We start from the raw sequence: 22,869 nt of genomic DNA, 5'->3' as shown, positions 1-22,869 counted from the left end.
CTAGAATTTCACACCCACCGCAACGCCGTATCGACGCGGGTCGAGCGTGAAGATGTTCGAGAACAAGCCTGACGAAGCGTCAGTGACGTAAAGGCCGGTCACTGAGTCGCTATCGAAGATGTTCTGAACAAATGCCCGGGCAAACCAGCGCTCGTCGGCCGAATTCAGCTGGATCTGAGCATTCGCCTGAACGAACGGTGCAATCCGGTTGACGCGGCCGTTGAATACGTTGCCGTATTGCTCACCCGTGAAAGCAACGTCGACGCGCGGGACCAGTGTCATGCCACTATCGAACTCGGCAGTGTATTGGACACCAACCGACGCCTTCATGTTTGGAGCCTGAGGCAGCTTGTTGCCCTTCAGATTCTGTTCGATGCCGGGGCTGTCTACCTGGATTCCAGGAACCGCAGCCGCCGCAAGTGAATCACAGATGCTGAATGCGCCCCAGGATGCGATTCCACCGTCAGCAGGAAATTGAGTTGCATCTTGAAGTGAAGTGCCAGTGAGCCCATTCGTAATTGCGTTGAAGAAATTGACGAAGCCCACGGCGCTGGTCGGCCCGGTCGAGGACACGGCGCAAAGCGCACCATTCGTAATATCCTTGATGATCACTGCGTCAGGGTCACCGGCGCCTGGATCACGCGGATTGCTGAAGAATTGATCACCAGCAACCTCTGCATTGAGGTAACTGAAGTTCATATTGATCAGCCAGTTGGGATCCGGCCGGATGAGCGATTCAAGCTCAAGACCCCATATATTCGCGTCGATCGTATCGTTTACCGAGGTTCGTGCGATAATCCGGCTTAGCTGCAAACCCTTGTACTTGTAATAGAAGGCTGTCGCATTGAGCTGCAAAGCACCATTGGCAAAGGTATTCTTGCTGCCGATCTCGAATGCGTCGATTTGCTCCGGACCAAAGCTATCCGAGACCTCGAAGATCGGTTGCAGCGGCGGGTTGATACCGCCCGACTTGTAGCCGCGGGAATAGGATAGATACAGGTGATTGTCGGGAGAAATCTCGTAGTCTAGAACGGCGCGCCCGGTAACCTCGCTGAAGGAGACACTCCGAATGGCCAGATCCTGCCGACCATCAAGTGTGGGGTCAGCATCAAAGAGACCGCCAAACGGATTGATCGGATAGAGCGGGTTGTTGGTGGCGTCGAAGGGATCGCCCGTATTTGTATAAGGCACGAAGAAGCTCGCGAGTGTAGAGCGTGCCTCTGTCGACTTCTTGTCATCATTGTATCTCAGGCCACCGGTGAACTTCAAACGGTCACTGATGTCGTAATACACTTCGCCGAAAATACCGTAGCTCTTGAGGCGCGCATCCTGCGTGTTGTTCCGGAAGAATGAGGTGCCTGCGTAAGCAGGAGCCAATCCTCCCCCGAGGCTCAACAAGGAACCGAGAACGCCGCTCACATAGTCAATGGCGAAGGCGTTCACGAAGTAGCTGTTTTCCGTGAGGTGCGAATCTGCATAGATTCCGCCCAGCAGGAAGTTGAATGGTCCGTCGAGATCAGACGACAAGATTGTTTCAACCGACCAGGCGCGGTTATCCGAATTGGATCGGTCGAATTGCGTGCCGTTGGGCGTGCAGACAGAAAAGCCTTCGAATGCGCCGAGATTGTCGAGACGGGTTTCCGAGGTACACAGGTTTCCACTGGCGTCGAAAAGCGCAGCGGCGACTGGCGCGAAGTATGCTTGCACGCCGGGACCTGCTGCCCCTGCCGCATAGGCCTGAAGGGTACCAAACGCGAGTGCAGCGTTAGGAATCCCGCCGACACCGTTGTTGTAGTCTTGCCGGGAATCGACGGAGGTCTCTTGGTAGGTGCCAGTTACACCCAACTGCATATTGCCAAAGTTGTGCTCAAAGTGGGCCTGCAACTGTAGTTCATCGGTGTAGTATTCCGGGGTGAATTCCGTGCGCACCTGGCGAACGTCATTTGGTTCGTCGAAGTTGGCATAAGCATCGGGACCATAAAGGTCATTTAGTCCCAGCCCTGCAGTCAGGGCACCGAGCGGAGTTGCAGCGAATACAAGGTCGATAAACTGTTGCGAACCGAGCGTACCAGTGAATGTCGAGTTGGCATTGATCTTGTCGAAATCGCGCCGATTGTTGAGGCAGCCCAAGACGCCCGTAGGATCGCGCTGGCACTGCTGCTTCTGGATGCGCATCCGGTTGTCGTCTTCTTCGAAGTAGTATGCCATCAGATCGATGGTCGTATCGGGACCCGGTTCGAAACGGAGCGAACCACGGATCGCAAACATGTCGCGATCATCAATGTCGCTGCCATCCGTCAGATTGGTCGTGTAGCCATCACGCTTAAGGTAGAAACCCGCCACGCGTGCAGCAATCGATTCGCCGATAGGGAGATTGATCATCCCCTTGGCTTTCATCGAATCGTAATTGCCGTATTCGAACTCGGCAGCGGCTCCAAAGCCGGACAGGTCAGGTTTGGCCGTCACCACGTTGACCACACCCGAAGTCGCGTTACGGCCAAACAGTGTTCCCTGCGGGCCGCGAAGGACTTCAATTCGCTCGAGATCAAAATACTCGGTTTCGAACAGGCGCGTCCCAAAGAGAGGCGCGGAATTTAGGTGGATAGCGGTTGCACTATCGCAGCTCACGCCAACGCAAAGGTCACCAATACCGCGAATCGTAAAGCTCGATGCGGTAAAGTTGCTTTTCGTGAATGAGACGTTCGGCAGCGTTAGCTGAAGATCGCTGGCGTTTTCGATTTGCTGCGCTTCGAGTGCTTCTGCATCAAATGCACTAACGGCAATCGGAACTTCTTGCAGGCTTTGCGCCTGACGTTGTGCGGTAACGATAATAACATTGCTATCGATCGCGGGATCTTCTGCATCCTGTGCATCTTGTGCATGGGCAGGGATGGCGACGGCGCCGGCACAGATTCCGGCCAGCAGGGTGGCTTTGACCCTCATAATCCTCTCCTCAGTATCCACGCCGCTTTCTTGCGGCTTATGGAATGCACAAGCTAAGCCATCTCCTACACCTCTGGCAAGGGGCAGTTTTTCGCAATATTCCGCGGTGTTGCGCACAATCCGCACAATAAAATTGCGGCCACAATCGCATCGCGAATTTACGCTACGGAACGCTTCACTGGCTGCCCATGGTCTGCGAGAGACAAGCCAAGACCTAAGATGCCTTTACACTCACGTTAAACTGCGGATCAGCGGTCGTGACGACGCCCGCGACGGGTTTTGGCCTGTAAGGAGCCTCGAGCAGGGCAACTTCTTCAACGCTGAGATCAAGATCGAGCGCCGCAACCGCATCCGCGATGTGTTGCTCTTTAGTCGCCCCGATAATCGGTGCGGTGATGTCCGGCTTGGAAAAATGCCAGGCGAGTCCCACGGTGGCGCGAGAAACATCGCGAGCTTCCGCGATCTTCCCCACCGCGTCGATCACCGCACGATCGGCATCATCGCCTTCGCCGTAGAGCATCTTCCCGAAGCCGTCGGTCTCGCTGCGTACGGTAGTCTCTTCAGGCGGGCGGGCCAGCTTGCCGCGCGCCAGCGGGCTCCATGGGATAATCCCGACTCCCTGGTCGCGGCATAACGGGATCATCTCGCGCTCTTCCTCGCGGTAAAGCAGGTTCACATGGTTCTGCATCGAGATGAACTCGGTCCAGCTATTTGCGCGCGCAACTTCCTGCGCCTTAGCAAACTGCCATGCGAACATACTCGATGCACCGATATAACGTGCCTTGCCCGCCTTCACGATGTCATGCAGCGCCGCCATTGTTTCCTCGATCGGAGTATGCTCGTCCCAGCGGTGGATCTGGTAGAGATCGACATAGTCCATACCCAGCCGCGAGAGGCTGTCGTCGATCGCCTGCATCAGGCTTTTGCGCGAAAGTCCGGACGTGTTGGGAGCCCCGCGCCACGGCAGGAAAGCCTTCGTTGCAACCACGATTTCGTCGCGCCGGGACAGTTCGTTGAGCAGCCTGCCGGTCACTTCTTCGGATGTCCCACCGGCATAGCCGTTCGCGGTATCGAAGAAGTTGATCCCGGCCTCGAGCGCCTGGCGAAAGAACGGGCGCGCGTCATCTTCGTTCAGCACCCAGTCGCCGTGCCAGCCCTTGGTCGTGTCACCATAGCTCATGCAACCGAGGCACAGACGGGAGACAGTCAGGCCGGATCGGCCAAGTCGGGCATATTGCATTGTATTTCTCCGTAAGGTCGCGCGCTCAAATTGCCCAATCAAATTGACCGGCTGATGACCTCTTTCATGATCTCGTTCGTCCCGCCAAAAATACGCGTCACGCGCGCATCGCGCCACAGCCGGGCAATGGCATACTCATTCATATAGCCTGCCCCGCCGTGAAGCTGGAGCGCGACATCGCAAGCCTTCCATTGCAGCTCGGTGTGCCACAACTTGGCGGCGCTCGCCTCGTCGGTGGTCAGTTCTTTCTTGAAATGCCGCAGCAGCGCCCAGTCAAGATGGGCCCAGCCTACTTGCAAGTCAGCCTTGAGGTCTGCCAACGAGAATTTCGTGTTCTGGAACTCGAACACTGTCTTGCCGAACGCCTTGCGATCCTTGGTGAATTTGACAGCTTCGTCGAATGCGCGCTGGGCCCCGGCTTGCGCCGCCACAGCAATGCCGAGCCGTTCTTGCGGTAGCTCCTCCATCAAATGGATGAAGCCCCTGCCCTCGCTGCCGAGGATATTGGTCTTGGGCACGCGGCAATCGTTGAAAAAGAGTTCGGAGGTATCGGCAGAATGCTGCCCAATCTTGTCGAGATTTCGCCCGCGCTCGAACCCCGGCGTGCCAGCATCGACCAGCACCAGCGAAGTGCCCTTGGCACCCTGGCTCGGATCGGTCTTGGCGACGACGATCACGACATCGGCGTTCTGGCCATTGGTGATGTAGGTCTTCGAGCCATTGATCACGAGATGGTTACCGTCCTCGATTGCAGTGGTGCGAATACCTTGCAAGTCGCTGCCCGCGCCGGGTTCGGTCATCGCAATGGCGGTGATCACATCGCCCGAAATCATGCCGGGAAGATACTTCTGCTTCTGCTCTTCAGAGCCAAGGCGCTCGAAGTAGTTGGCAGTGATATCGTTCTGCAGCGTGAACCCTGCGGCGGAGCCGAGATAGGACATCTCCTCGCCCACGATCGCGCAATAGCCGAAATCGAGTCCCAGCCCGCCATATTCCTCGCTCACGGTCGGGCACAGCAGGCCTGCCTCACCCACCGCCTTCCACACCTCGCGCGGAACGATGCCCTTCTCTTCGTGGTCATCAAGATTGGGTTCGAGATGCTGTGCGAAGACCTTGCGCACCGTATCACGGAACATCTCGTGCTCTTCGGTGTATGCAAAGCGGCGGGAGGTATCGAGCATGGTTTGTCCTTTTGGGGCTTGTTCTTTTCGGTAGGGGCATTGCCCCAAGAGGTTGCCTAACACGCTTGCGATTGGCAGCGACATTGTAAAGCTAGCATTTTGCAGGTGAGAGCCACGAAGGAGCACCGATGAACCAGGATCCCGAACGTACGCCGGTGATAGTCGGGGTTGGCCAGATCAACGACCGACCTGACGATCCGCTCAAGGGCTTGGATTCTGGCGGGTTGATGGTGGCTGCGCTCAAGCAAGCCGATGAAGATGCGGGCGGCGGTTGGCTGGCCGACGCGGATTCGCTGGCGATCGTTTCGCAATTGTCCTTCCCCCACCTCAACCCCTTGCTCGAAAGCGTGGCACAAGGAACGGGGATGTCGCCCGAGCATGCATTCCAGACGGCTATGCCTAATGGCGACAGTCCGATCCTCCTGCTCAACCAGGCAGCCAACCGCATTGGAGCGGGCGAGGGCACAATCTGCTGTGTGGTGGGCGCGGAAGCACTCCGGACCGCCGGAGCGCTCGCGAAAGCAGCCGCAGCCAAAGCGGGTTCGGACAAGCCGCACAACGCGCTTCGTGATGCGGCCCACCGTGTGAAAAAGGGCTATCGCCAAACATACGGGCTGACAGTGCCGGTCGACGTCTATCCGCTCTATGAGAATGCCGGCCGTGCCAGTTACGGGCAGACAGTTTCCGAAGCGCAAGCCGAAAGCGGGGCTATCTGGTCAGGCTTCTCGAAAGTCGCGGCGGACAATCCGGCGGCCTGGATCCACCAGTCGCGCACTGCGGAAGAGATCGTGACTCCGGACGGGAACAACCGTCCAATCGCGTACCCATACACCAAGCTGCAAGTCGCCAATTCGTCAGTTAACCAGGGTGCGGGTTTCATCGTCACGAGCCTTGCCGAGGCGAGGCGGCGGGGTCTCTCCGATGACCGGATCATATATGTCGGCATGGGTGCGGCAGCGCACGAATCCGATGATTTCCTCGAGCGGGATACCTTCGCAGCGTCGCCGAGCATGGAAGTATCGATCAAGCGAGCGATGAAACTGAACAATGTCCAGACCAGCGATCTCGATCACGTCGAGCTTTATAGCTGCTTCCCTTGTGTTCCCAAGATGGCGCGCCGCATCATCGACTGGCCACTCGAAAAACCCGCGACCGTATTCGGCGGGCTGACCTTTGGCGGCGGGCCGATCGGGAACTATATGAGCCATGCCGTCGCCAGCATGGTAGAGAAACTGCGCGCGACCGGCGGCCAGGGATTGCTTTTCGCCAATGGCGGATATGCGACGCACAATCACACCATCCTTGTTTCCTCCGATCCGATCGAGGCAGCTTCATTCCCGCAAGATTACGACTTCCAAGCTGAAGCCAACTCCGCTCGTGGACCGGTCCCCGAGTTGGACAAGAGCTATTCCGGCCCTGCCGAGATTGAGACCTACACAGTTCACTATCGGCGCGATGGCACGCCGCGCATGGGGACAATTGTCGCGCGCACGCCGCAAGGAAAGCGTACGCTGGCGATGGTGCCTCCTGACGACATTAAAACGATCGCATTCCTGACCAATGGCGAGGCTGAACCAGTCGGCACCAATGGCTCTGTCGTGATGGGCAGCGATGAAATTGCTGTATGGGAGCGCGCGGCATGACCCCTGACCCGTTATTCGATTTCACTGGCAAGATTGCGCTCGTCACCGGGGGTAGCCGCGGATTGGGGCGCGAGATGGTTCTGGCTCTGGCCGAACGCGGCGCGGATTGCATCATCGCCAGCCGCAAGATCGAGGCTTGCGAGACGGTGGCCGAAGAAGTCCGCGCACTGGGCCGCAAGGCCATGGCTTACGGCGTACATTGCGGGCGCTGGGACGAGATCGATGGCTTGATCGGAGCAGCCTATGCCGAGTTCGGACGGGTCGACATTCTGATTAATAATGCTGGAATGGGGCCAGCCTGCCCCAGCCATGAAGTGACCGAGCAGCTGTTCGACTCCGTACTGAACCTGAATTTCAAGGGGCCGTTCCGTCTTGCCAGCCAGGTCGGCAAGCGCATGGCTGATGGCGACGGCGGCTCGATCATCAATCTCAGTTCGACCGCTTCGCTTCATGCGGTCCCCGGCGTCGTGCCATATGGCAGTGCCAAGGCCGCGATCAACGCGATGAGCATGTCACTTGCGCGCGAATATGCACCCAAGGTCCGGGTGAATACGCTGGTGCCGGGGCCATTCCTGACCGACATCGCCAAAGCGTGGAGCGAAGAGGCGAGAGAGACGCAGCCCGTCGCCATGGGCCGTCCCGGCAATCCGGACGAGATCGTAACAGCGGCGTTGATGCTGGCCAGCCCGAAATCAAGCTACACCACCGGCGCGTTGGTGCAGGTGGACGGCGGCCCTCGCTAATTCGGTAACAGTGCCTCGACCTGATCCGAAGTAATGATCTCGGCATATTTCGCGCCCAGATCGTGCAGGTTCGCATTCTGGATCGCCTCGTCCCGGTCGCCGCAGGCATCCGCAACCGTGAACGGCACATAGCCATATTGCATCGCATCGAGCGTGCTGGCGCGAACGCAGCCGGAGGTCGAAAAACCAACGAGGAACAGGGTGTCGACGGCATTATCCCGCAGCCATCGATCGAGATCGGTGCTGAAGAATGCGCTGGGATACTGCTTGGTGATGACCTTCTCGCCGTCGCGCGGCTGCAGCACCTCCGGGAACGCGCCGAGCGGCGAGCCCTGAAGAAACACCTTGAGCGCAGGGATTTTGCGGAAGAACACGCCGCCGTCGCTACCATCCGGCTTGTAGGCGACATTGGTGAAAGCGATCGGCAGGCCGCGCTCGCGGAACAGTTCAAGCAGATCAGCCATTTTCGCGACAGTCTCGTCACCCGTCTCCAGCAATAGCGGCGAGCCGGGCTCGGTATAAGCGACAACCGGATCGACCAGCAGCAGTGCCGGATTCTCGCCGGGCGGCAAATGGCCATCGAATGCCTCGTTCCAGCCGGGGGTGCCGCTCATCAGATCGCGCCAGCCGCAGCGAGCTCGCCCAGTTCCGCCTCGGCCATGCCAAGCACTTCCTCGAGCACCTCGGCATTATGCTGTCCGGGAGAAGTCGGCGCGACGCGCCGCACGCCGGAAGGAGACTTGGACATGCGCGGAAAGGCATTCTGCATCTTCAACTTGCCGTGGCCCTCGGTCTCGACCTCGATAATCGCTTCGCGCGCCTTGAAGTGCGGGTCCTCCAGCATGTCCTTGGCAGTGTATACCCGCCCTGCTGGAATCGAATGCTTGATCATCAGCGCATCGACCTCGTCGATGGTCAGCGTGCCGGTCCATGCATTGATCAGGAGATCCAATTCAGTCTGGTTGACCCCGCGCGCGAGGTGGGTGGCGTATTTCGGGTCGTCCGCCAGTTGCGGCATCTCCATTGCTTCGGCCAGGCGCCCGAAAATTCGGTCGTTATTCGCCCCGATCATGAAAGGCCCATCCTTGCAGGAATAGACGTTTGACGGCGCAATTCCGGGTAGAATCGAGCCCGAACGCTCGCGGATGAAGCCATTATAATCGTATTCCGGGACCAGGCCTTCCATCACCTGCAGCACCGCTTCGTAGAGTGCGGTGTCGACGACTTGGCCTTCGCCGGTTCTTGCGCGGTGGTGCAACGCTGCCAGGATGCCCATCGTGCCATACGTTGCGCAAAGGGTATCGCCGATGGAGATACCCATTCGCGCTGGCGGACGATCGGGCTCACCCACAACGTAGCGCCAGCCACCCATCGCCTCGCCGATCCCGCCAAATCCGGCACGGTCGGAATAAGGGCCGTCCTGCCCATAACCGGACATGCGGGCGATGATCAGGCCCGGATTGATCTTGTGCAGCTCCTCAGGCGAGAGACCCCATCTCTCCAGCGTGCCCGGCTTAAAATTCTCGACCAGAACATCTGCATTAGCGATGAGCTTGCGCGCGAGCTCCTGGCCTTCGGGAATGCGCAGGTTGCAGGTCACCGAACGCTTGTTGCGCGCGATGACTTCCCACTGGACCTTTTCGTCGCCCATGCCCCATAACCGCATGGGATCGCCTGCACCCGGCGGCTCCAGCTTGATAACATCCGCGCCCATGTCGCCCAGCAGCTGGCCGCAGAATGGGCCGGCGAGCAGCTGGCCCATCTCGATCACGCGAATGCCGGCCAAAGCACCCGGTGAACTTGCGATACTCATTCTGCAGCCTCGGCAAATCGCGGCCGGTTGTTCCATTCGGGCTGGATCGGAGCGGGCAGGCCGGTTTCCGCTTCGCAATTCGCCCTTAGGGCATCGATGCCGGGGCCATAATCGAACAGTGATACGTCCCCGCGCTCGGACTCCATTTTTTCGCGCAACGACAAGGTTGCGCTTTCGTCGATCACTCCCTCTTCATCGGCTACAACTCCGTAGTCGCGCGCACCCTCGGGTGTGACCAGACCTTGCCGGATTTCCAGACCGACAAGTTCAGGATCACGCTCAAGCGGATCGCCCCAGCCGCCGCCGCCCCAGGTGATGAAGTGCAGCAGGTCGCCTTCCTTGACCGGAACATCTTCGATCTTGTTGCCGACAATCTGCGTCGATCCATCGGCTTTCTCGATAATCTTCTTTGCACGCATCCCCGGATGCCCACCATTCACGCCCCAAGGCGGCACGAACCAGCGATCGTCATGGATCGCGATATGGCCATCAGCCAGGAACCGGTATGTCATATGGATGCCGTTGCCGCCGCGGTGGAGACCGGCCCCGCCGCTGTCCGGCTCGGTCGAGTAGCGCTCGATCCGCATCGGGAAATAGCGCTCGAGAAACTCGTTCGGGACATTGGTAAAGCCGGGCCAGAGCGAATGGCCATCCGGGCCATCGCCCAAGGGCCGGCCGGGTATGCCGCCGAAGCCGATCTGGAACAGCTGGAACCATTCGCCCTGGCTGCTCTCACGATTGTCCCAGCCGGAATAGAACAAGTGCGGCGATGAGCTGAAACCCGCAGCGTTGAGGAACTCAGGCGTACCCTGCCCAAGCAAGCCGCCAAGGATGTCGAAAATCCGCCCGAGCGCATGGGTGCGGCCGGATAGTGCGGCAGGAAATTGCGGCTTGAGCAGCGATCCTTCGGGAATGCGCACTTCGATTAGATCGTAGAAGCCATCGTTGAAGAGGATCTGCGGGTCGAAGACCATGATCATGTAGATGCCGAAGAACATCTTGAACATGTTCTCGTTAAGGAAGAAATTGATGGAGGCGGCGGATTGCGGGTCCGTGCCGTCGAAATCGAGGATCACCTTGTCGCCTTCGCGCCACATGGTGCATTTGATCTTGTAGGGGCCGAAGCCCTTCCCGTCGTCGCAGATATAATCCTCGAAGCTGGCCTTCTCCTCGGATACCGCCATGTTGATGAGCGATTTCATCGCGCGATAATTGCGATCGAGAAGCTCCTGCGTTGCCGAGACATAGACATCGTCGCCAAAGCGCTCGGCCATTTCGATAACGCGATTGGAAGCAACCCGGCATGACGCAATCAGCGCATTGAGATCGGCTTGGCACCAATCCGGCTTGCGCGTCTGGTGCATCACCAGCTTCATCAGATCTTCGTTATATTCGCCCTTCTTCCAGATTTTCACTGGAGGGATGCGTACACCCTCTTCGAAGATCGAGCTCGCTCCGATCGGCATCGATCCGGGGACCATGCCGCCAATATCGCTCTGGTGGCCGAACATCGCAGTATAGGCGATCAACCGACCATCCTTGAACACCGGCAACATCACCAGCCAGTCGTTCGAGTGGCTGACTGCGCCATCGCAGGAATAGGGATCGGACAGGAAGATCATGTCCCCGTCTTCGATCGTGCCATCGAACTGCTTGAGGAAGCCGTCGATAAAGCTGCCGAACTGGCCGACAATCATCTTGCCAGCCGGATCGGCAATTAGCGGGAATGCATCGCCCTGTTCACGAATGCCGGGAGACATCGCGGTGCGGACCAGCGTAGCGTCCATTTCGATACGGGCATTGCGCAGCGCATTTTCTATAATGTCGAGCGTGACGGGATCGATATCGATCTTTGCGAAGGGAGTGGAATTCGTTTCAACGATCTGTGCGGGCATGTCTTATCCCTCCGCTTTCGGATTGATCAGGATGTTGCCGACGGCATCAATACTGGCGACGCAGTCTGCTTCGACCAGGGTGGTCGAGTCCATTTCGGTGATGATGGCAGGGCCAGGAATAATGTCTCCTTGTCGCAGCCGGGCGCGGTCATAGATCACGGCATCGTGTTCCTTGCCATTCATCCATAAGGTATGGTCGCGGATCTTGGCTGCGGATGGGTCGCCGTCGCCTTGCTCCAGCTCGGCGGCATCCAGCTCCAGGCTTTCGCCCAGCGCCACCGCACGAAGGTTCACGATCTCGTGCGGCGTATCCATGTTGAACGTGAACAGCCGCAAATGCTCCTCGTCGAAGCGGGCGAGAATGCCATCGATGCCTTTCTCCCGCAGTGTGTCCTGATTGATGGTTAGCGGCACTTCGAAAGCCTGCCCGGCGTAGCGGACATCAACTTCGAATTGACTCGTGATCGTGTCGGCCGGAATGCCATCAGATTCGAGCTCGGCGCGTGTCTGCGCAGCCATTTCGTCAAGCAGGTCAATCAGTTCCTGAACGTCGGTGTCTTTGGCCAAGCGGCTGAAACTGCGGGCGGTTTCGGTCCGCATCCGCGTAGTCGCATCGCCAAGCGCGCAGAGTACGCCGGGCGAAACGGGGCTGACTGCGGGCCAGCTGCCCATCAGCTTGGCGACAGCATTGACATGGAGCGGCCCCGCCCCGCCAAAGCCCATCAGCGCGAAATCGCGCGGGTCGTAGCCTTGCTGGACCGAGATCATGCGCAGTGCGCCAAACATGTTTTCATTGACGATGTCGATGATCCCCCGCGCCGCTTCCATCAGCCCGACGCCAAGGGCATCGGCGATGGTTTGCACCGCTTTCTTTGCCCCCTCGCGATCAAGCTGGAATGATCCGCCCAGCAGATCTTCCGGTAAGTAACCCAGCACCACATTGGCATCAGTCACAGTGGGCTGCTCGCCGCCCTTGTTGTAGGCGACAGGGCCAGGGACTGCACCGGCGCTCTCGGGGCCAACACGCAGTGCGCCTGTCAGCTCGGGAACATGAGCGATCGAGCCGCCACCGGCACCGACCGTCTTCACATCGAGCGAGGACGCGCGGACCGAGAGGTGCCCCACTTCGGTTGTGCGCACCCGGCGCGGCTCGAGGTTCTCGATCAGCGCGACGTCGGTCGAAGTGCCGCCGACATCCAGCGTGAGGATATTCTTGAGGCCCGCGTTCTTGGCGACCCAGACCGCCCCGGTAACACCGCCAGCCGGACCCGACATAAGGATGTTGACCGGATGGAGTTCTGCCTTCTGGCTGCTCATCAAGCCGCCATCAGAACGCAATAGCGAGAGTTTTCCTGTCACGCCCGCATCGGCCAGCTTGGTGCGCAGGTTGGAGACATAATTGCCGACAACGGGCCGCACCGCAGCATTTGCCACGGTGGACAATGTCCGCTCGTACTCCTGCATCTCGGGCAGCACTTCGTGGCTGAGCGACACGGGCAAGTCGCCTAGTTCCTCGGCCGCGATTTCACCGATCCGTTTCTCGTGCGCACCGTTGAGATAGGCATTCATCAGGCTGACTGTCAGCGCTTCGATGCCTTGACCCTTGAGTTTCTTGAGCGCCGCACGAACTGCATCTTCATCGAGCGGGCGGACTTCGTTTCCTTCGGCGTCCATACGGCCGGGCACATCGATCGTGTCTTCCAGATGCGCCAGGGGTTGCGGCTTGGGCCAAACAATCCACGCGGCAAGGCCTCCGGGCACGAAGCTGCGCGCGATCTGCATTACGTCGCGGTAACCCTCGGTGACGATCAGGCCGACCTTGGCACCTTTGCCTTCGAGCACTGCATTGGTGGCGACTGTCGTCCCGTGGAGGAAGAACTCGATCTCGCTCGCGTCGACTCCGGTCTCCTTCGTCAGCGCATTCACGCCGTTGAGGATGCCTTCAGAGCTGTCATGCGGTGTCGACGGGGTCTTGTGCCGCCAGAACTCACCCGACTCATTGTCGAACAGCAGGAGGTCGGTGAACGTACCCCCGACATCCACACCCAAACGATAGCGCATCAGGCTACATTCCTTTCATCATTCTGTTTTGCATCGGGCTGCGGAAAGCCGCCCGCCTTGCCGACCATTGCGGGGAGATCTTTCTCCATCACCCCGCCAAGCCAGCGATTCATTTCGATCAGTTTGTCGAGGTCGAGACCGGTCGATATCCCGGCGCGTTCGAGCATGTAGACCACGTCTTCGGTTGCAACATTTCCTGCGGCCCCCGGCGCGAAGGGGCATCCGCCCAGCCCGCCGATAGAGGCGTCAACAGTGGTCGCTCCTGCAAGGATTGCCGCCCAAACATTAGCGAGGCCGGTCCCGCGCGTGTTATGGAAATGGACCCGCACGGGCAGCTCGCCAATGGCCGCTTTCACCTTGGAAACGAGGCTTGCGACATGCGCCGGATTGCCGACACCAATGGTATCCGCCAGCGCGATTTCCACAGGGTTTGCCGCGGCGATCTGGGCCGCCATCTCTACCACCCTGTCCACGGCCACTTCCCCGTCGAAGGGACAACCGAAGCTCGCCGCGATTGTCGCCTGGCCTGTGAGGCCTGCCGCCTGTGCCGAACGGATGAGCGACTTGGCGACCTCCACCGATTCCTCGCTGGTCTGTCCCTGGTTGGCGATGCCGAGACCATCGGTGCTGACAGCGACCGCACCGAGCTGGTCTATCCGCCCGGTTGCGATGGCGCGGTCCGCCCCGCGCTGGTTCATGACCAGACCGATGTAGGTCACATCGTCGCGTTCGGGCAGTCCGGCGCAAACTTCGTCGGCATCGGCCATTTGGGGGACAGCCTTCGGATTGACGAAGCTGGTGACCTCGATTCTGCGGGCTCCAGATTCAAGTGCCCGATTGATCAATTCGAGCTTGTAAGCGGTTGAAATCGCGCGTTTCTCATTCTGGAGGCCGTCGCGCGGACTGACCTCGACCATTTCGACAGCCGATATTTCTGTATACATTTTACCGCTCATGCTGCTCCCCGATCCATCGCCGCCAGCCCGTGGTGGGCATCGGCATAGGCATGGAAAGCGCGGTGGATATGCCCTTCCATCACCGATTGCGCCCATGCCCCATCCTTGCGCGCGAAAGCGGACAAAAGATCCTCATGCTCGCTGTGCGAACGATTGAACGCCTCGCGCCCGTAATGCTGCGCAGTGCGCCACACGACCGGTTGTTCGATCAAGGTCCCAAGGAGGCTCGCCAAACGGCGCGAATCCGCCGTTTCGAGAATGATGGTATGAAATTCGCGGTTGCGATCAAGGAACTCCTCGACGTTGGGCTTGGAGCCACGAACAGCCGCATAAATAGCAGAATTACAAGATCTAAGCCGCTCCAAAGTTGCCGAATCCATTCGCTCCGCCGCGCGCCGCGCGGCATAGCCTTCGAGCATCGCACGAAGCTCGAAGGCGTCGGCGACATCGTCGATAGACCAGTCGGCGACAAAGCTGCGCTGCGAATCGGTCTTGCGCACCAGCAGCTCGGATTCGAGCCGCCTGAGCGCATCTCGCACCGGTGTTCGCGAAACGCCGCAACGCTCCGCCAGCGCCTCTTCGGAAAGCTGTTCACCCGGCGCAAGCTCGCCCGACAGGACCATGTCCCGGATCAGATCGTAAGCTTTGTCGGATGCCTTGGCCAAGCGGAGCGTCCCGTTATTCGCGTTTGGGGTTGACCCGCACTTATTGTATACAATAGAGGATCGTCAAGCGCGAAACCGGAATCGGGTAGACCTACTATAGATCTCCCCCAGATCCCCCGGCCAGCGCCCAGACCATTACGCCTTCGAGGGAGACAAGGCCGCTTATGAGCGAGACTAAACGGATCAAGGTGATCGTCCCTATTCCAATGGACGAAGCCGGTGTCGCCAACCGTGCCGAGCAACTTCCTGACGAATTCGTGCGCCCCGGCTTCAAGCCCGAGTTCGAAGCCGTTCGCTGGGGCGCAGCGCTGGGCGATAGCTACCACGACACACTCTTGATGGACTGGACCGTTTTCCAGGCCGGTATCACGGCAGAAGACGAAGGCTATGCCGGCGTGCTGATCGATACCGTGAGCGACAGTGGCATGCGTCCGCTGCGATCGGCGCTTAACATCCCTGTCGTTGGTCCGGGAGAAGCAGCCTTTGCCATGGCGATGATGCTGGGCAAGAAATTCTCTGTTCTCACCATGTGGCCCGAATGGTTTCCGCTCTACCAGAAGACACTGACCGAATACGGCTGGTGGGACCGTGTCGCGTCGCTGCGTTCGATCGATACACGGCCCGATGTGACCGAACTGCTTGAGGGCAAGGAAGAAGTCATTTTCGGTAAGCTCAAGGCCGAGGCCGAAAAGGCCATGAACGAAGACGGCGCCGATGTGATCGTCCTCGGTTCGACCACTATGCACCAATCAGCGCAGTATCTCGACGAGAACCTGCCGATCCCGGTGCTTAATCCGGGTCAGGTCGCTTACAAGATGCTCGAGACACAGATCGAGCTCGGTCTGGTGCAATCGAAGAAGGCGTTCCCGGCGCCTGAAGTCCCCAACCCCGACGGTATTCTCAAAGGATGGTATTCATGAGCGAATGGAGCGAAGGAGGGCCCGGCCAAACGCCCCTGCCCTACCCCTTTTACGTAGATATTGTGACGAAGCGCTATTTCGACGGGGTCGATAACAAGAACCTCGACAAAGTGCTTAACTGCTTCACGCCCGATGCCGTACTGACCGAAGCGACGAGCGAAACAGTGCATCAGGGCCGCGAGGCAATCCGCGCGATGTTCGTCAAGCTGTTCGAGGATTTCGAGCAGATCTGGCATGGCAACTTCGTCCACACGGCGGATCCCGACACCAATACGATCAATTCGCAGTTCACCGTGCTGATCACGCCCAATGGCGGCGACCAGCTGCGCTACGAGAACTGCAACCGGTTCTACCTCAAGGATCGCCTGTTCCACCGCGTCTATGTCTACATGAGCGGTGACAACCTGCTGAAGGAAGGAGATGCCTGATGCAGTACGCCCCCACCATGAGCCGTGACGAGCTGATCGAATTCGCGACCAAGACCTACTTCGGCAATGTCGATGCAAAGAACATGGATGCGGCGCTCGCCTGCTTCCATGATGAAGCGTTGTTCTGCGTACAAACCGATTTCACCCGCCATAGCGGCAAGGGCGAGATCAAGCGCATGTTCGACGACTTCTTCGGCGCCTATGAAACGATCATTCACCGCGATTTCATCTGCACCGTCGACGAAGCCAATGGACGCATCTCGGCCTGCTTCGTCGCCGAACTGCACGATGCAGACGGTAATGTGACGCTGCTCAACAACACCAATTTCTGGCGCTTGCGCGATGGTAAGTTCCAGGAAGTATACGTTTACATGAGCGGGGCCAATGTCCTGACATGAGCCGGGCAGTGGCATGACATGGCACTTGGGCACCAGAATCTCGTCGACATCGCCGTCGATGGCTATTTCGGTTCGGTCGCGCGCCGCGATACGGACAGGATTGCAGAGATCCTTGCGCCCGAATGCATCATGCGGGTCGTTTCGGCGGGGATCGTTTATGATGGCAAACCGGCAATCCTCGAACATTTCGAGGATTTCCTGGGCTCCTACGACCGGATCGAATTCGAGGGGTTCAATCCGACCGCGGACGAGCGTACGCAGAAAGTGGCCGTCCGCTTCACCATCATTTTGCATGATGGCGCAGAGAGTCTGACAATGACAAATTGCAACTTCTTTACTCTCGACCTTCAAGGAAGATTTACCGAGATCGCGATTTATATGTCCGACCTTCCCGACAAGGGCTTCTGATTTCAACCCGGCAGCACGAACACGCTGCCTGAAAATAGTGATCAAGGCGGCAACAGGGGCCGCCGAAATTGAAGGAAAAACCAATGAGGATTTCCCGTTATCTTACCGCCGCTTCGGCAGCTACAATCGCCTTCACCGCCAGCTCCGCGCTGGCTCAGGACACGCAGGACGGCGTCAGCAATGACGAGCCCGCAAGCGATGTCATTATCGTGACTGCGCGTCGCCAGTCGGAAACGCTCGCCGAAGTGCCAACCGCGATCACGGTGTTCAGCGCCGATGCGATCGACAAGGCAGGTATCGAGCGCGCGGACGATTTCGTCCAGCTCACTCCCGGCGTCACCATCGTGACCGGTACGGCCGAAGCCGGCGATACGCAGATCAACATCCGCGGTATCAACGGCGCACGCGATGCGGAAAGCTCCGTCGCGCTGGTGGTCGACGGGATCCTCAAGACCAATACCGCACAGCTCAACCAGGACCAGGGGACGCTGCGCCAGATCGAAATCCTGAAAGGTCCGCAGGGCGCGCTTTACGGACGTAACGCTGCAGCAGGCGCGATCGTGATCCAGACGCTGAAGCCCAGCGATGTGCTGGAAGGCGGGGTAACGCTCAGCGCTGCTGAAGACGAGACCTACAAGGCCAGCGCCTATATTGCCGGACCCTTCGCGCAAGACGCGGGCTATGTCCTTTCGGCCAGCTACATGACCACCGATGGCTTCTACCGGAACGATTTCCTCGGCTCGAAAACGATCGATGACCAGGAAATCTGGTCGGTCGATGGGCGCTTTATCGTCGGCCTGGGCGAAGCAACCGAACTCGATGTGAAAGCACGCTATTCACAGCTGCGCGGCGCGTCGATCAACTTCAACGCAGCTTTCCATCTTCCGAATTTCGCTGGTGTGAACCCGGATTTCTACGAGGATGTAAACGACCATCCGTTCAACTTCTATTCGAATATCCGCCCGACCAACGAGCAGGATACCTTCGAGGCATCGGCCAAGATCGAACATGAGATGGATGCGGTCACGTTGACCGCGTGGGCGCTCTACAGCGATGTCAGTCAAGCACTGACCGCAGACGGTACCTCGGCAGACTTTGCCCGCTTTACGTTTCCTGCCGGCACCCAGGATTCTATCGATGCATCGAACGCCTGCTTCACCAGCACTGCTGCGCTGACGGGTTTCCCGGTCAATTCGCCGGGCTTTGTCGGTCAGACGCCGGTCCCCTTCATCTTCGACCCGGCTACTGGCTCCACCTTCGGACCATACAGCCCGACAACCTGCGATGGCACGCAGTTCCAGATCCGTGACCAGAAAGATATCAGCGCGGAGATCCGCCTGGCTTCAAACACCGGCGGTCCGCTCGAATGGCAGGTCGGTGCCTATTACCTTCACATCGACCGCGAAGTGGGCGTGAGCCTGGGTGCAGACCTCGGCCAAGGCATCATCGAGCAGCTCTACAATGCGCCGGGAACGTCCAATCCGACGACGCAGCTCTACAACGATGAATTCAACACCGATGTCTACGCGGCATTCGCATCGGTCGACTGGGAAGCCAGCGACCGGCTCGATATCGGTGTGGCACTGCGCTACGATATCGAGGATCGCTCGGTCTCCAACCTGGTGCCCAATGCGGTTGACCCGTTCACCGGAGGACCCATCAATCCGGGCCAGGCTTTCGGTGCGATCCCCGACCAGTCGGAAAGCTTCAAACAATTGCAGCCGAAGGTTTCGCTGCGCTATGAAATCAGCCCGTCGGCCAATTTCTACGCCAACTGGGGCATCGGATTTAAGTCCGGCGGCTTCAACAACCAGGGCGCTTCGGCAATTGTCGACCAGGCTTTCAACCAGTTCATCGGCACCAATGTCCTGATCGAGGATGTGTTCGATAAAGAACGCTCGAGCGCTTTCGAAGCCGGCATCAAGGGCGACTTCCTCAACGGTCGGATCACCTACGACCTTGCCGGTTACTACACCGAAATCGACGACATGCAGTTCTTCGAATTCTTCGTCGGCGCGTTTGGCCTGCTGCGCGTCGTCTCGAACATTGACGAGGTCGAGGTCTACGGCGCCGAGCTGAATCTCACCGCCGAGATTATCGACGGGTGGGACATCTTCGGCTCGGTCAATGTGACCGAGAGCGAGATCAAGGAAAACCTCTCGCGCCCGATCACGGTCGGCAACCAGTCGCCTTATACGGCCGACTACACGATCAACATTGGCACGCAGATCGACCAGCCACTGAACGACAGGCTCAACCTTGTCGCACGCGCAGATTATCGCATCACCGGGCCGACCTGGTTCCACACTGTGCAGGACGATCCCTCACCCACGCTGTTCAGCGGATTGCTGCCAGGATCGGCGCTGATGCTGCCCGCCTTCGTGGGTGATGCTGAATATTCGATCACTGAGCGCGAGGCATTCGGAATCCTCGATGCGCGCATCGGGATCGAAAGCGACAACTGGTCGATCACGGCCTTTGCCGAAAACCTCACAAACAGGAAGTACCTCAACGAAGTCATCCCGGCGATTGAGTTCGGCGGGTCCTTCGTGTCGCCCGGCGGATTGCGCCGGTTCGGAGTGGAACTGGGCTACAACTTCTAGACCGCTCCCCGATAACCAAGCAGGGGATCGCACCGGAAAGCCGGGCGGTCCCCTTCTTCTTTGCGTCGGCGATCTATTGGTCGAGGTGGGCGCGGATGCGCAGCGCCAGTTCCTCGGGTGCCGCTTCGAAAAGGCCGAAGCCATATTGCGGCAAGTCGAGCCGCTCGGTATCGGGTATTGCAGTCTGGACACGCAGGCTGCTTTCCCACAGATCATCGCGCGGCCGCACGAATAGGATCGGCGCGGCGACTTCGCGCAGCGCTTCGATGGTCCGGTAGCGCAGGGCCGCTCGCGCGCCCCACCACGCGGTGGAGCCATTGGCGATCTTCTGGTCAAACCAGCGCCGCACCGAGGCATCATCCTGCCCAGCGCCCGCCCATTGCTGCGAGCTGCGCCACGATGCCGCCACTGCATCGCCCTGCGCGTCGAACGGTTGCGGCCAGGGCTGTGCCTCGAACGCGGCAGACTCTTCGGGTGTGAATGCCGGTATGCCGACCAGCACCAGGCGGTTCACCCGTCCGGGATGGCGCCGCGCGATCTCGATAGCGATAGCCGCACCGGTATGATATCCGAGCAGATCGACTTTGGAGAGACTCTGGCTGTCGAGAAAGCGCACCATTGCATCGGCATAGTCCGCAATTTCAGGCGCTTCCGGAGGCAAATCGGATTCGCCGAAGCCGGGCGTATCGGGCGCATAGACCAGCCGGTCCGCGCCTATTTCGGCCATGAACTCGACGAACACCTGGCTCGAATTGGGACTCTGGTGGAACAGGACGAGCGGCGGCTTGTCTGCCTCTTCCCCCGCGCGGCGGAAATGGATTTGCGAGCCACCGATATCGGCGAAGTGCCGCGATACCTCGGCCGGGCGATCCTCGAACCGCGAACGATCCGCCGGCTCTCCCGAGGCTCCTGTCGGCATAAGCGCGAATGCGGCTGCTCCCAGCACAAGGCGAAATGTCTTGCCAATCACTCTAAGCAGCCTCCGTATCCGAACCCGACCATTCGTCGCTTTCCTGCGATGCAGCGCGGTAGGGCCCGCGCACCAACCAGAGCAGCACAAGCGAAATCAGTGACGACGCAATCGCAACGATCGCTATCGACCAGTGCAGCATCGCCTCGTCGTAGAATATCCGGTCGGTCACCAGCGCCACCGCCGTCGGGCCGATGGTCAATCCCAGGATTGATATGGTGAAAAGGTACAGCGCCACCGTCTGCGCTCTCAGCTGGTTGGGCGTGACCATCACGATCGCGGTGGTCCCCGCGACGGTTACGGTCGCCGGTCCTATGCTCGCCGTCGCGATCATCGCCAATGCCCATTCGCCGCTGGGCATGAGGGGCACAAGGATCAGGCCAGGCAGACTGATCGCGGTTCCGAGCAGTGCCGAACGGATCGGCGCATCGCGCACGCCCTTCGCAAACCAGTGGTCGGTGAGCCATCCTCCGCCAAGCGCACCGAGCGGTCCGAATGTAAGCACCACGATGCCATAGCCGATCCCGACATCCATCCGGTCCCAGCCGTGCTGGCGCACCAACATCTCCGGTATCCAGGTGAAATAGGCATAGCCAACGATGGTGGTGACCGACATGCCGAGGAACAGCGGCACGTAAAGACTGCCGCGCTGCATCAGATAACGAACGGCGTCGCGAAGCGGGATCGCCCGGCCCTGGTTCGCCAAAGATTCTCGCCGATCAGGTTCGCGCACGGTCAGCATCAGCAGCACGACCAGAACACCCGGCAGCGCAACGAGCAGGAAGACATACTGCCAGCTCTTCAGCGTGCCGAAGATTGGCAAGACGGCAGGCGGCGCCGACATAACGTATCCGATCACCAGCCCGCCAACGACCATCGCTAACCCGGTCCCAAGCGAGATACCCAGATTATACGTCGCAATTGCGCGCGAGCGCTCCTTGCGCGGGAAGATGTCAGAAATGATCGACAGCGCGCTGGGCGTAAGCGCGGCCTCGCCTACTCCTACGCCGATCCGCGCCGCGAACAGCTGCATGAAGTTGCCGGCCAGTCCGCAGGCGGCGGTCATCGCGGTCCACGCACTGGCGCCTGCCATGATGATCTTCTTGCGGTTGGCGCGGTCAGCCAGCCGCCCTAGCGGTATGCCCATCACCACATAAAAGATGCCGAACGCCAGCCCGATCAGCAGGCTGATCTGGGTATCGCTGAGGTCGAAATCCGCCTTTATCGGGCCAATCAGCAGGGCAAGTATCTGGCGGTCGAGAAACGAGACCAGATAAGCGAAGGTCAGGACACCTACGACATACCAGCGATAGGCCTTGCTCACGGCTAACCGGCTGCTCTCACGCCCTTGCTTTCGCGGGGGCTGGAGGCAGTGCGCAGAAAGAATTCAAATGCGTCGCCCATGCGGCCCTGCAGGTACGGCACGAGGTAGAGCGCCGCCATGCCTTCTAGATATCGCGCCATGCGGATCGGGCCGACATCCATGGTTTCGAAACCGAGCGCCTTGGCAAGCTCGGCGACTTGCGCCTTCGCATCATCATCGCCCGCCAGCATCGTCGTGACCGGCCCGCCTGCAATCGCGGGGTTGGCGACGATATGAAAGCCGACTGTGTTGAATGCCTTCACCACTTTCGCACCGGGTTTAGCGGCGGCAATTTCTTCGCCCGACGAGCTGTCCGATGCCAGGGTCATCAATCCGCCGTCACCCATTGTAAGCGCATTGGTGACGTCGATCACAATCTTGCCATCGAGCGAACCGGCCTGATCGAGTACATCGCCAAGCCCCGCATAAGGCATGGCGAGCAGGACGATATCTGCGCCCTCGCAGGCCTTGCCAATCGATGAAGCCGAGCCGCTGCCGCCGAGGCCTCCAACCAAATCCTGCACGCTTTCGCCCGCAGGATCGCGGCTACCATAGACGACCGTGTGGCCCAGTTCGGTCAGCCGCGGCCCAAAGGCACCGCCCATCCGTCCGCTGCCGATAATTGCTACCGTACTCATT

The 22,869-nt window shown here is 59.3% G+C and carries 19 protein-coding genes; 7 read left to right on the top strand and 12 right to left on the bottom strand.

All coding sequences use genetic code 11. The annotated features are described in order from the left end of the window. From ACEWMW_RS07545 to ACEWMW_RS07535, 3 genes are all read right to left on the bottom strand, one after another. Positions 1–2,943: a TonB-dependent receptor gene (locus ACEWMW_RS07545; protein ID WP_409413271.1), complete on the bottom strand. Its 2,943-nt coding sequence runs from the start codon at positions 2,941–2,943 to the stop codon at positions 1–3. A 214-nt stretch (positions 2,944–3,157) separates the two neighbouring features. Continuing rightward, complete coding sequence (locus tag ACEWMW_RS07540) at positions 3,158–4,183, bottom strand: aldo/keto reductase (protein ID WP_409413270.1); 1,026 nt, start codon at positions 4,181–4,183, stop codon at positions 3,158–3,160. Positions 4,184–4,221: 38 nt separating this feature from the next. Beyond that, entirely contained in the window at positions 4,222–5,364 is a 1,143-nt protein-coding gene (locus tag ACEWMW_RS07535; RefSeq protein WP_409413269.1) for an acyl-CoA dehydrogenase family protein, read from the bottom strand. 128 nt (positions 5,365–5,492) lie between these two features. Between ACEWMW_RS07535 and ACEWMW_RS07530 the strand changes: the two genes are divergently transcribed. After that, entirely contained in the window at positions 5,493–7,007 is a 1,515-nt protein-coding gene (locus tag ACEWMW_RS07530; RefSeq protein ID WP_409413268.1) for an acetyl-CoA acetyltransferase, read from the top strand. Further along, complete coding sequence (locus ACEWMW_RS07525) at positions 7,004–7,750, top strand: SDR family NAD(P)-dependent oxidoreductase (protein ID WP_409413267.1); 747 nt, start codon at positions 7,004–7,006, stop codon at positions 7,748–7,750. Before ACEWMW_RS07530 ends, ACEWMW_RS07525 begins: the two co-directional genes overlap by 4 nt. Here the strand turns inward: ACEWMW_RS07525 and ACEWMW_RS07520 are convergent. From ACEWMW_RS07520 to ACEWMW_RS07495, 6 genes are read right to left on the bottom strand one after another with little or no spacing between them, the layout of a single operon-like run. Next, a complete protein-coding gene (locus ACEWMW_RS07520) occupies positions 7,747–8,364 on the bottom strand; it encodes an isochorismatase family protein (RefSeq protein WP_409413266.1) in 618 nt (205 codons plus the stop codon). The genes ACEWMW_RS07525 and ACEWMW_RS07520 overlap by 4 nt on opposite strands. After that, the gene (locus tag ACEWMW_RS07515; protein WP_409413265.1) at positions 8,364–9,563 is read right to left on the bottom strand and encodes a CaiB/BaiF CoA transferase family protein; all 1,200 of its coding nucleotides are present in this window, start codon (positions 9,561–9,563) and stop codon (positions 8,364–8,366) included. The genes ACEWMW_RS07520 and ACEWMW_RS07515 overlap by 1 nt, the downstream gene beginning before the upstream one ends. After that, a complete protein-coding gene (locus tag ACEWMW_RS07510) occupies positions 9,560–11,458 on the bottom strand; it encodes a hydantoinase B/oxoprolinase family protein (RefSeq protein ID WP_409413264.1) in 1,899 nt (632 codons plus the stop codon). Before ACEWMW_RS07510 ends, ACEWMW_RS07515 begins: the two co-directional genes overlap by 4 nt. Before the next feature lie 3 nt (positions 11,459–11,461). Continuing rightward, positions 11,462–13,519 (bottom strand): hydantoinase/oxoprolinase family protein, encoded by a 2,058-nt coding sequence (locus tag ACEWMW_RS07505; protein WP_409413263.1) that lies wholly within the window; start codon positions 13,517–13,519, stop codon positions 11,462–11,464. After that, a complete protein-coding gene (locus tag ACEWMW_RS07500) occupies positions 13,519–14,463 on the bottom strand; it encodes a hydroxymethylglutaryl-CoA lyase (protein WP_409413262.1) in 945 nt (314 codons plus the stop codon). The genes ACEWMW_RS07505 and ACEWMW_RS07500 overlap by 1 nt, the downstream gene beginning before the upstream one ends. Before the next feature lie 8 nt (positions 14,464–14,471). Further along, complete coding sequence (locus ACEWMW_RS07495; protein ID WP_409413261.1) at positions 14,472–15,140, bottom strand: GntR family transcriptional regulator; 669 nt, start codon at positions 15,138–15,140, stop codon at positions 14,472–14,474. A 164-nt stretch (positions 15,141–15,304) separates the two neighbouring features. Here ACEWMW_RS07495 and ACEWMW_RS07490 point away from each other — a divergent pair, with 164 nt between their 5' ends. From ACEWMW_RS07490 to ACEWMW_RS07470, 5 genes are all read left to right on the top strand, one after another. After that, a complete protein-coding gene (locus ACEWMW_RS07490; protein WP_409413260.1) occupies positions 15,305–16,060 on the top strand; it encodes an aspartate/glutamate racemase family protein in 756 nt (251 codons plus the stop codon). Further along, entirely contained in the window at positions 16,057–16,488 is a 432-nt protein-coding gene (locus ACEWMW_RS07485; RefSeq protein WP_409413259.1) for a nuclear transport factor 2 family protein, read from the top strand. Before ACEWMW_RS07490 ends, ACEWMW_RS07485 begins: the two co-directional genes overlap by 4 nt. Further along, entirely contained in the window at positions 16,488–16,886 is a 399-nt protein-coding gene (locus ACEWMW_RS07480; protein ID WP_409413258.1) for a nuclear transport factor 2 family protein, read from the top strand. Before ACEWMW_RS07485 ends, ACEWMW_RS07480 begins: the two co-directional genes overlap by 1 nt. Before the next feature lie 18 nt (positions 16,887–16,904). After that, the gene (locus tag ACEWMW_RS07475) at positions 16,905–17,294 is read left to right on the top strand and encodes a nuclear transport factor 2 family protein (RefSeq protein ID WP_409413257.1); all 390 of its coding nucleotides are present in this window, start codon (positions 16,905–16,907) and stop codon (positions 17,292–17,294) included. A gap of 83 nt (positions 17,295–17,377) precedes the next feature. After that, positions 17,378–19,897 (top strand): TonB-dependent receptor, encoded by a 2,520-nt coding sequence (locus tag ACEWMW_RS07470; protein WP_409413256.1) that lies wholly within the window; start codon positions 17,378–17,380, stop codon positions 19,895–19,897. A gap of 73 nt (positions 19,898–19,970) precedes the next feature. Here ACEWMW_RS07470 and ACEWMW_RS07465 read toward each other — a convergent pair whose 3' ends face one another. The 3 genes from ACEWMW_RS07465 to ACEWMW_RS07455 are packed head-to-tail and all read right to left on the bottom strand — an operon-like array spanning position 19,971 to position 22,868. Beyond that, positions 19,971–20,867, bottom strand: a complete 897-nt coding sequence (locus ACEWMW_RS07465; RefSeq protein WP_409413255.1) for an alpha/beta fold hydrolase — start codon at positions 20,865–20,867, stop codon at positions 19,971–19,973. A gap of 1 nt (position 20,868) precedes the next feature. Continuing rightward, positions 20,869–22,191, bottom strand: coding sequence for a spinster family MFS transporter (locus tag ACEWMW_RS07460; RefSeq protein ID WP_409413254.1), 1,323 nt, complete (start codon positions 22,189–22,191; stop codon positions 20,869–20,871). Between the two features lie 2 nt (positions 22,192–22,193). Next, complete coding sequence (locus ACEWMW_RS07455) at positions 22,194–22,868, bottom strand: NADPH-dependent F420 reductase (RefSeq protein ID WP_409413253.1); 675 nt, start codon at positions 22,866–22,868, stop codon at positions 22,194–22,196. Position 22,869 lies beyond the last annotated feature (1 nt).

The sequence above is a fragment of the Litorerythrobacter xanthomarinus genome (genome assembly GCF_046254955.1).
Taxonomy (GTDB): domain Bacteria; phylum Pseudomonadota; class Alphaproteobacteria; order Sphingomonadales; family Sphingomonadaceae; genus Qipengyuania_C.
This window is presented reverse-complemented; position numbering and strand designations above follow the sequence as displayed.

Excerpts from the sequence above, each read along its gene's own strand:
- ACEWMW_RS07545 (WP_409413271.1), bottom strand. The coding sequence starts at position 2,943 with ATGAGGGTCAAAGCCACCCTGCTGGCCGGAATCTGTGCCGGCGCCGTC.
- ACEWMW_RS07540 (WP_409413270.1), bottom strand. The coding sequence starts at position 4,183 with ATGCAATATGCCCGACTTGGCCGATCCGGCCTGACTGTCTCCCGTCTG.
- ACEWMW_RS07535 (WP_409413269.1), bottom strand. The coding sequence starts at position 5,364 with ATGCTCGATACCTCCCGCCGCTTTGCATACACCGAAGAGCACGAGATG.
- ACEWMW_RS07530 (WP_409413268.1), top strand. The coding sequence starts at position 5,493 with ATGAACCAGGATCCCGAACGTACGCCGGTGATAGTCGGGGTTGGCCAG.
- ACEWMW_RS07525 (WP_409413267.1), top strand. The coding sequence starts at position 7,004 with ATGACCCCTGACCCGTTATTCGATTTCACTGGCAAGATTGCGCTCGTC.
- ACEWMW_RS07520 (WP_409413266.1), bottom strand. The coding sequence starts at position 8,364 with ATGAGCGGCACCCCCGGCTGGAACGAGGCATTCGATGGCCATTTGCCG.
- ACEWMW_RS07515 (WP_409413265.1), bottom strand. The coding sequence starts at position 9,563 with ATGAGTATCGCAAGTTCACCGGGTGCTTTGGCCGGCATTCGCGTGATC.
- ACEWMW_RS07510 (WP_409413264.1), bottom strand. The coding sequence starts at position 11,458 with ATGCCCGCACAGATCGTTGAAACGAATTCCACTCCCTTCGCAAAGATC.
- ACEWMW_RS07505 (WP_409413263.1), bottom strand. The coding sequence starts at position 13,519 with ATGCGCTATCGTTTGGGTGTGGATGTCGGGGGTACGTTCACCGACCTC.
- ACEWMW_RS07500 (WP_409413262.1), bottom strand. The coding sequence starts at position 14,463 with ATGTATACAGAAATATCGGCTGTCGAAATGGTCGAGGTCAGTCCGCGC.
- ACEWMW_RS07490 (WP_409413260.1), top strand. The coding sequence starts at position 15,305 with ATGAGCGAGACTAAACGGATCAAGGTGATCGTCCCTATTCCAATGGAC.
- ACEWMW_RS07485 (WP_409413259.1), top strand. The coding sequence starts at position 16,057 with ATGAGCGAATGGAGCGAAGGAGGGCCCGGCCAAACGCCCCTGCCCTAC.
- ACEWMW_RS07480 (WP_409413258.1), top strand. The coding sequence starts at position 16,488 with ATGCAGTACGCCCCCACCATGAGCCGTGACGAGCTGATCGAATTCGCG.
- ACEWMW_RS07475 (WP_409413257.1), top strand. The coding sequence starts at position 16,905 with ATGGCACTTGGGCACCAGAATCTCGTCGACATCGCCGTCGATGGCTAT.
- ACEWMW_RS07470 (WP_409413256.1), top strand. The coding sequence starts at position 17,378 with ATGAGGATTTCCCGTTATCTTACCGCCGCTTCGGCAGCTACAATCGCC.
- ACEWMW_RS07455 (WP_409413253.1), bottom strand. The coding sequence starts at position 22,868 with ATGAGTACGGTAGCAATTATCGGCAGCGGACGGATGGGCGGTGCCTTT.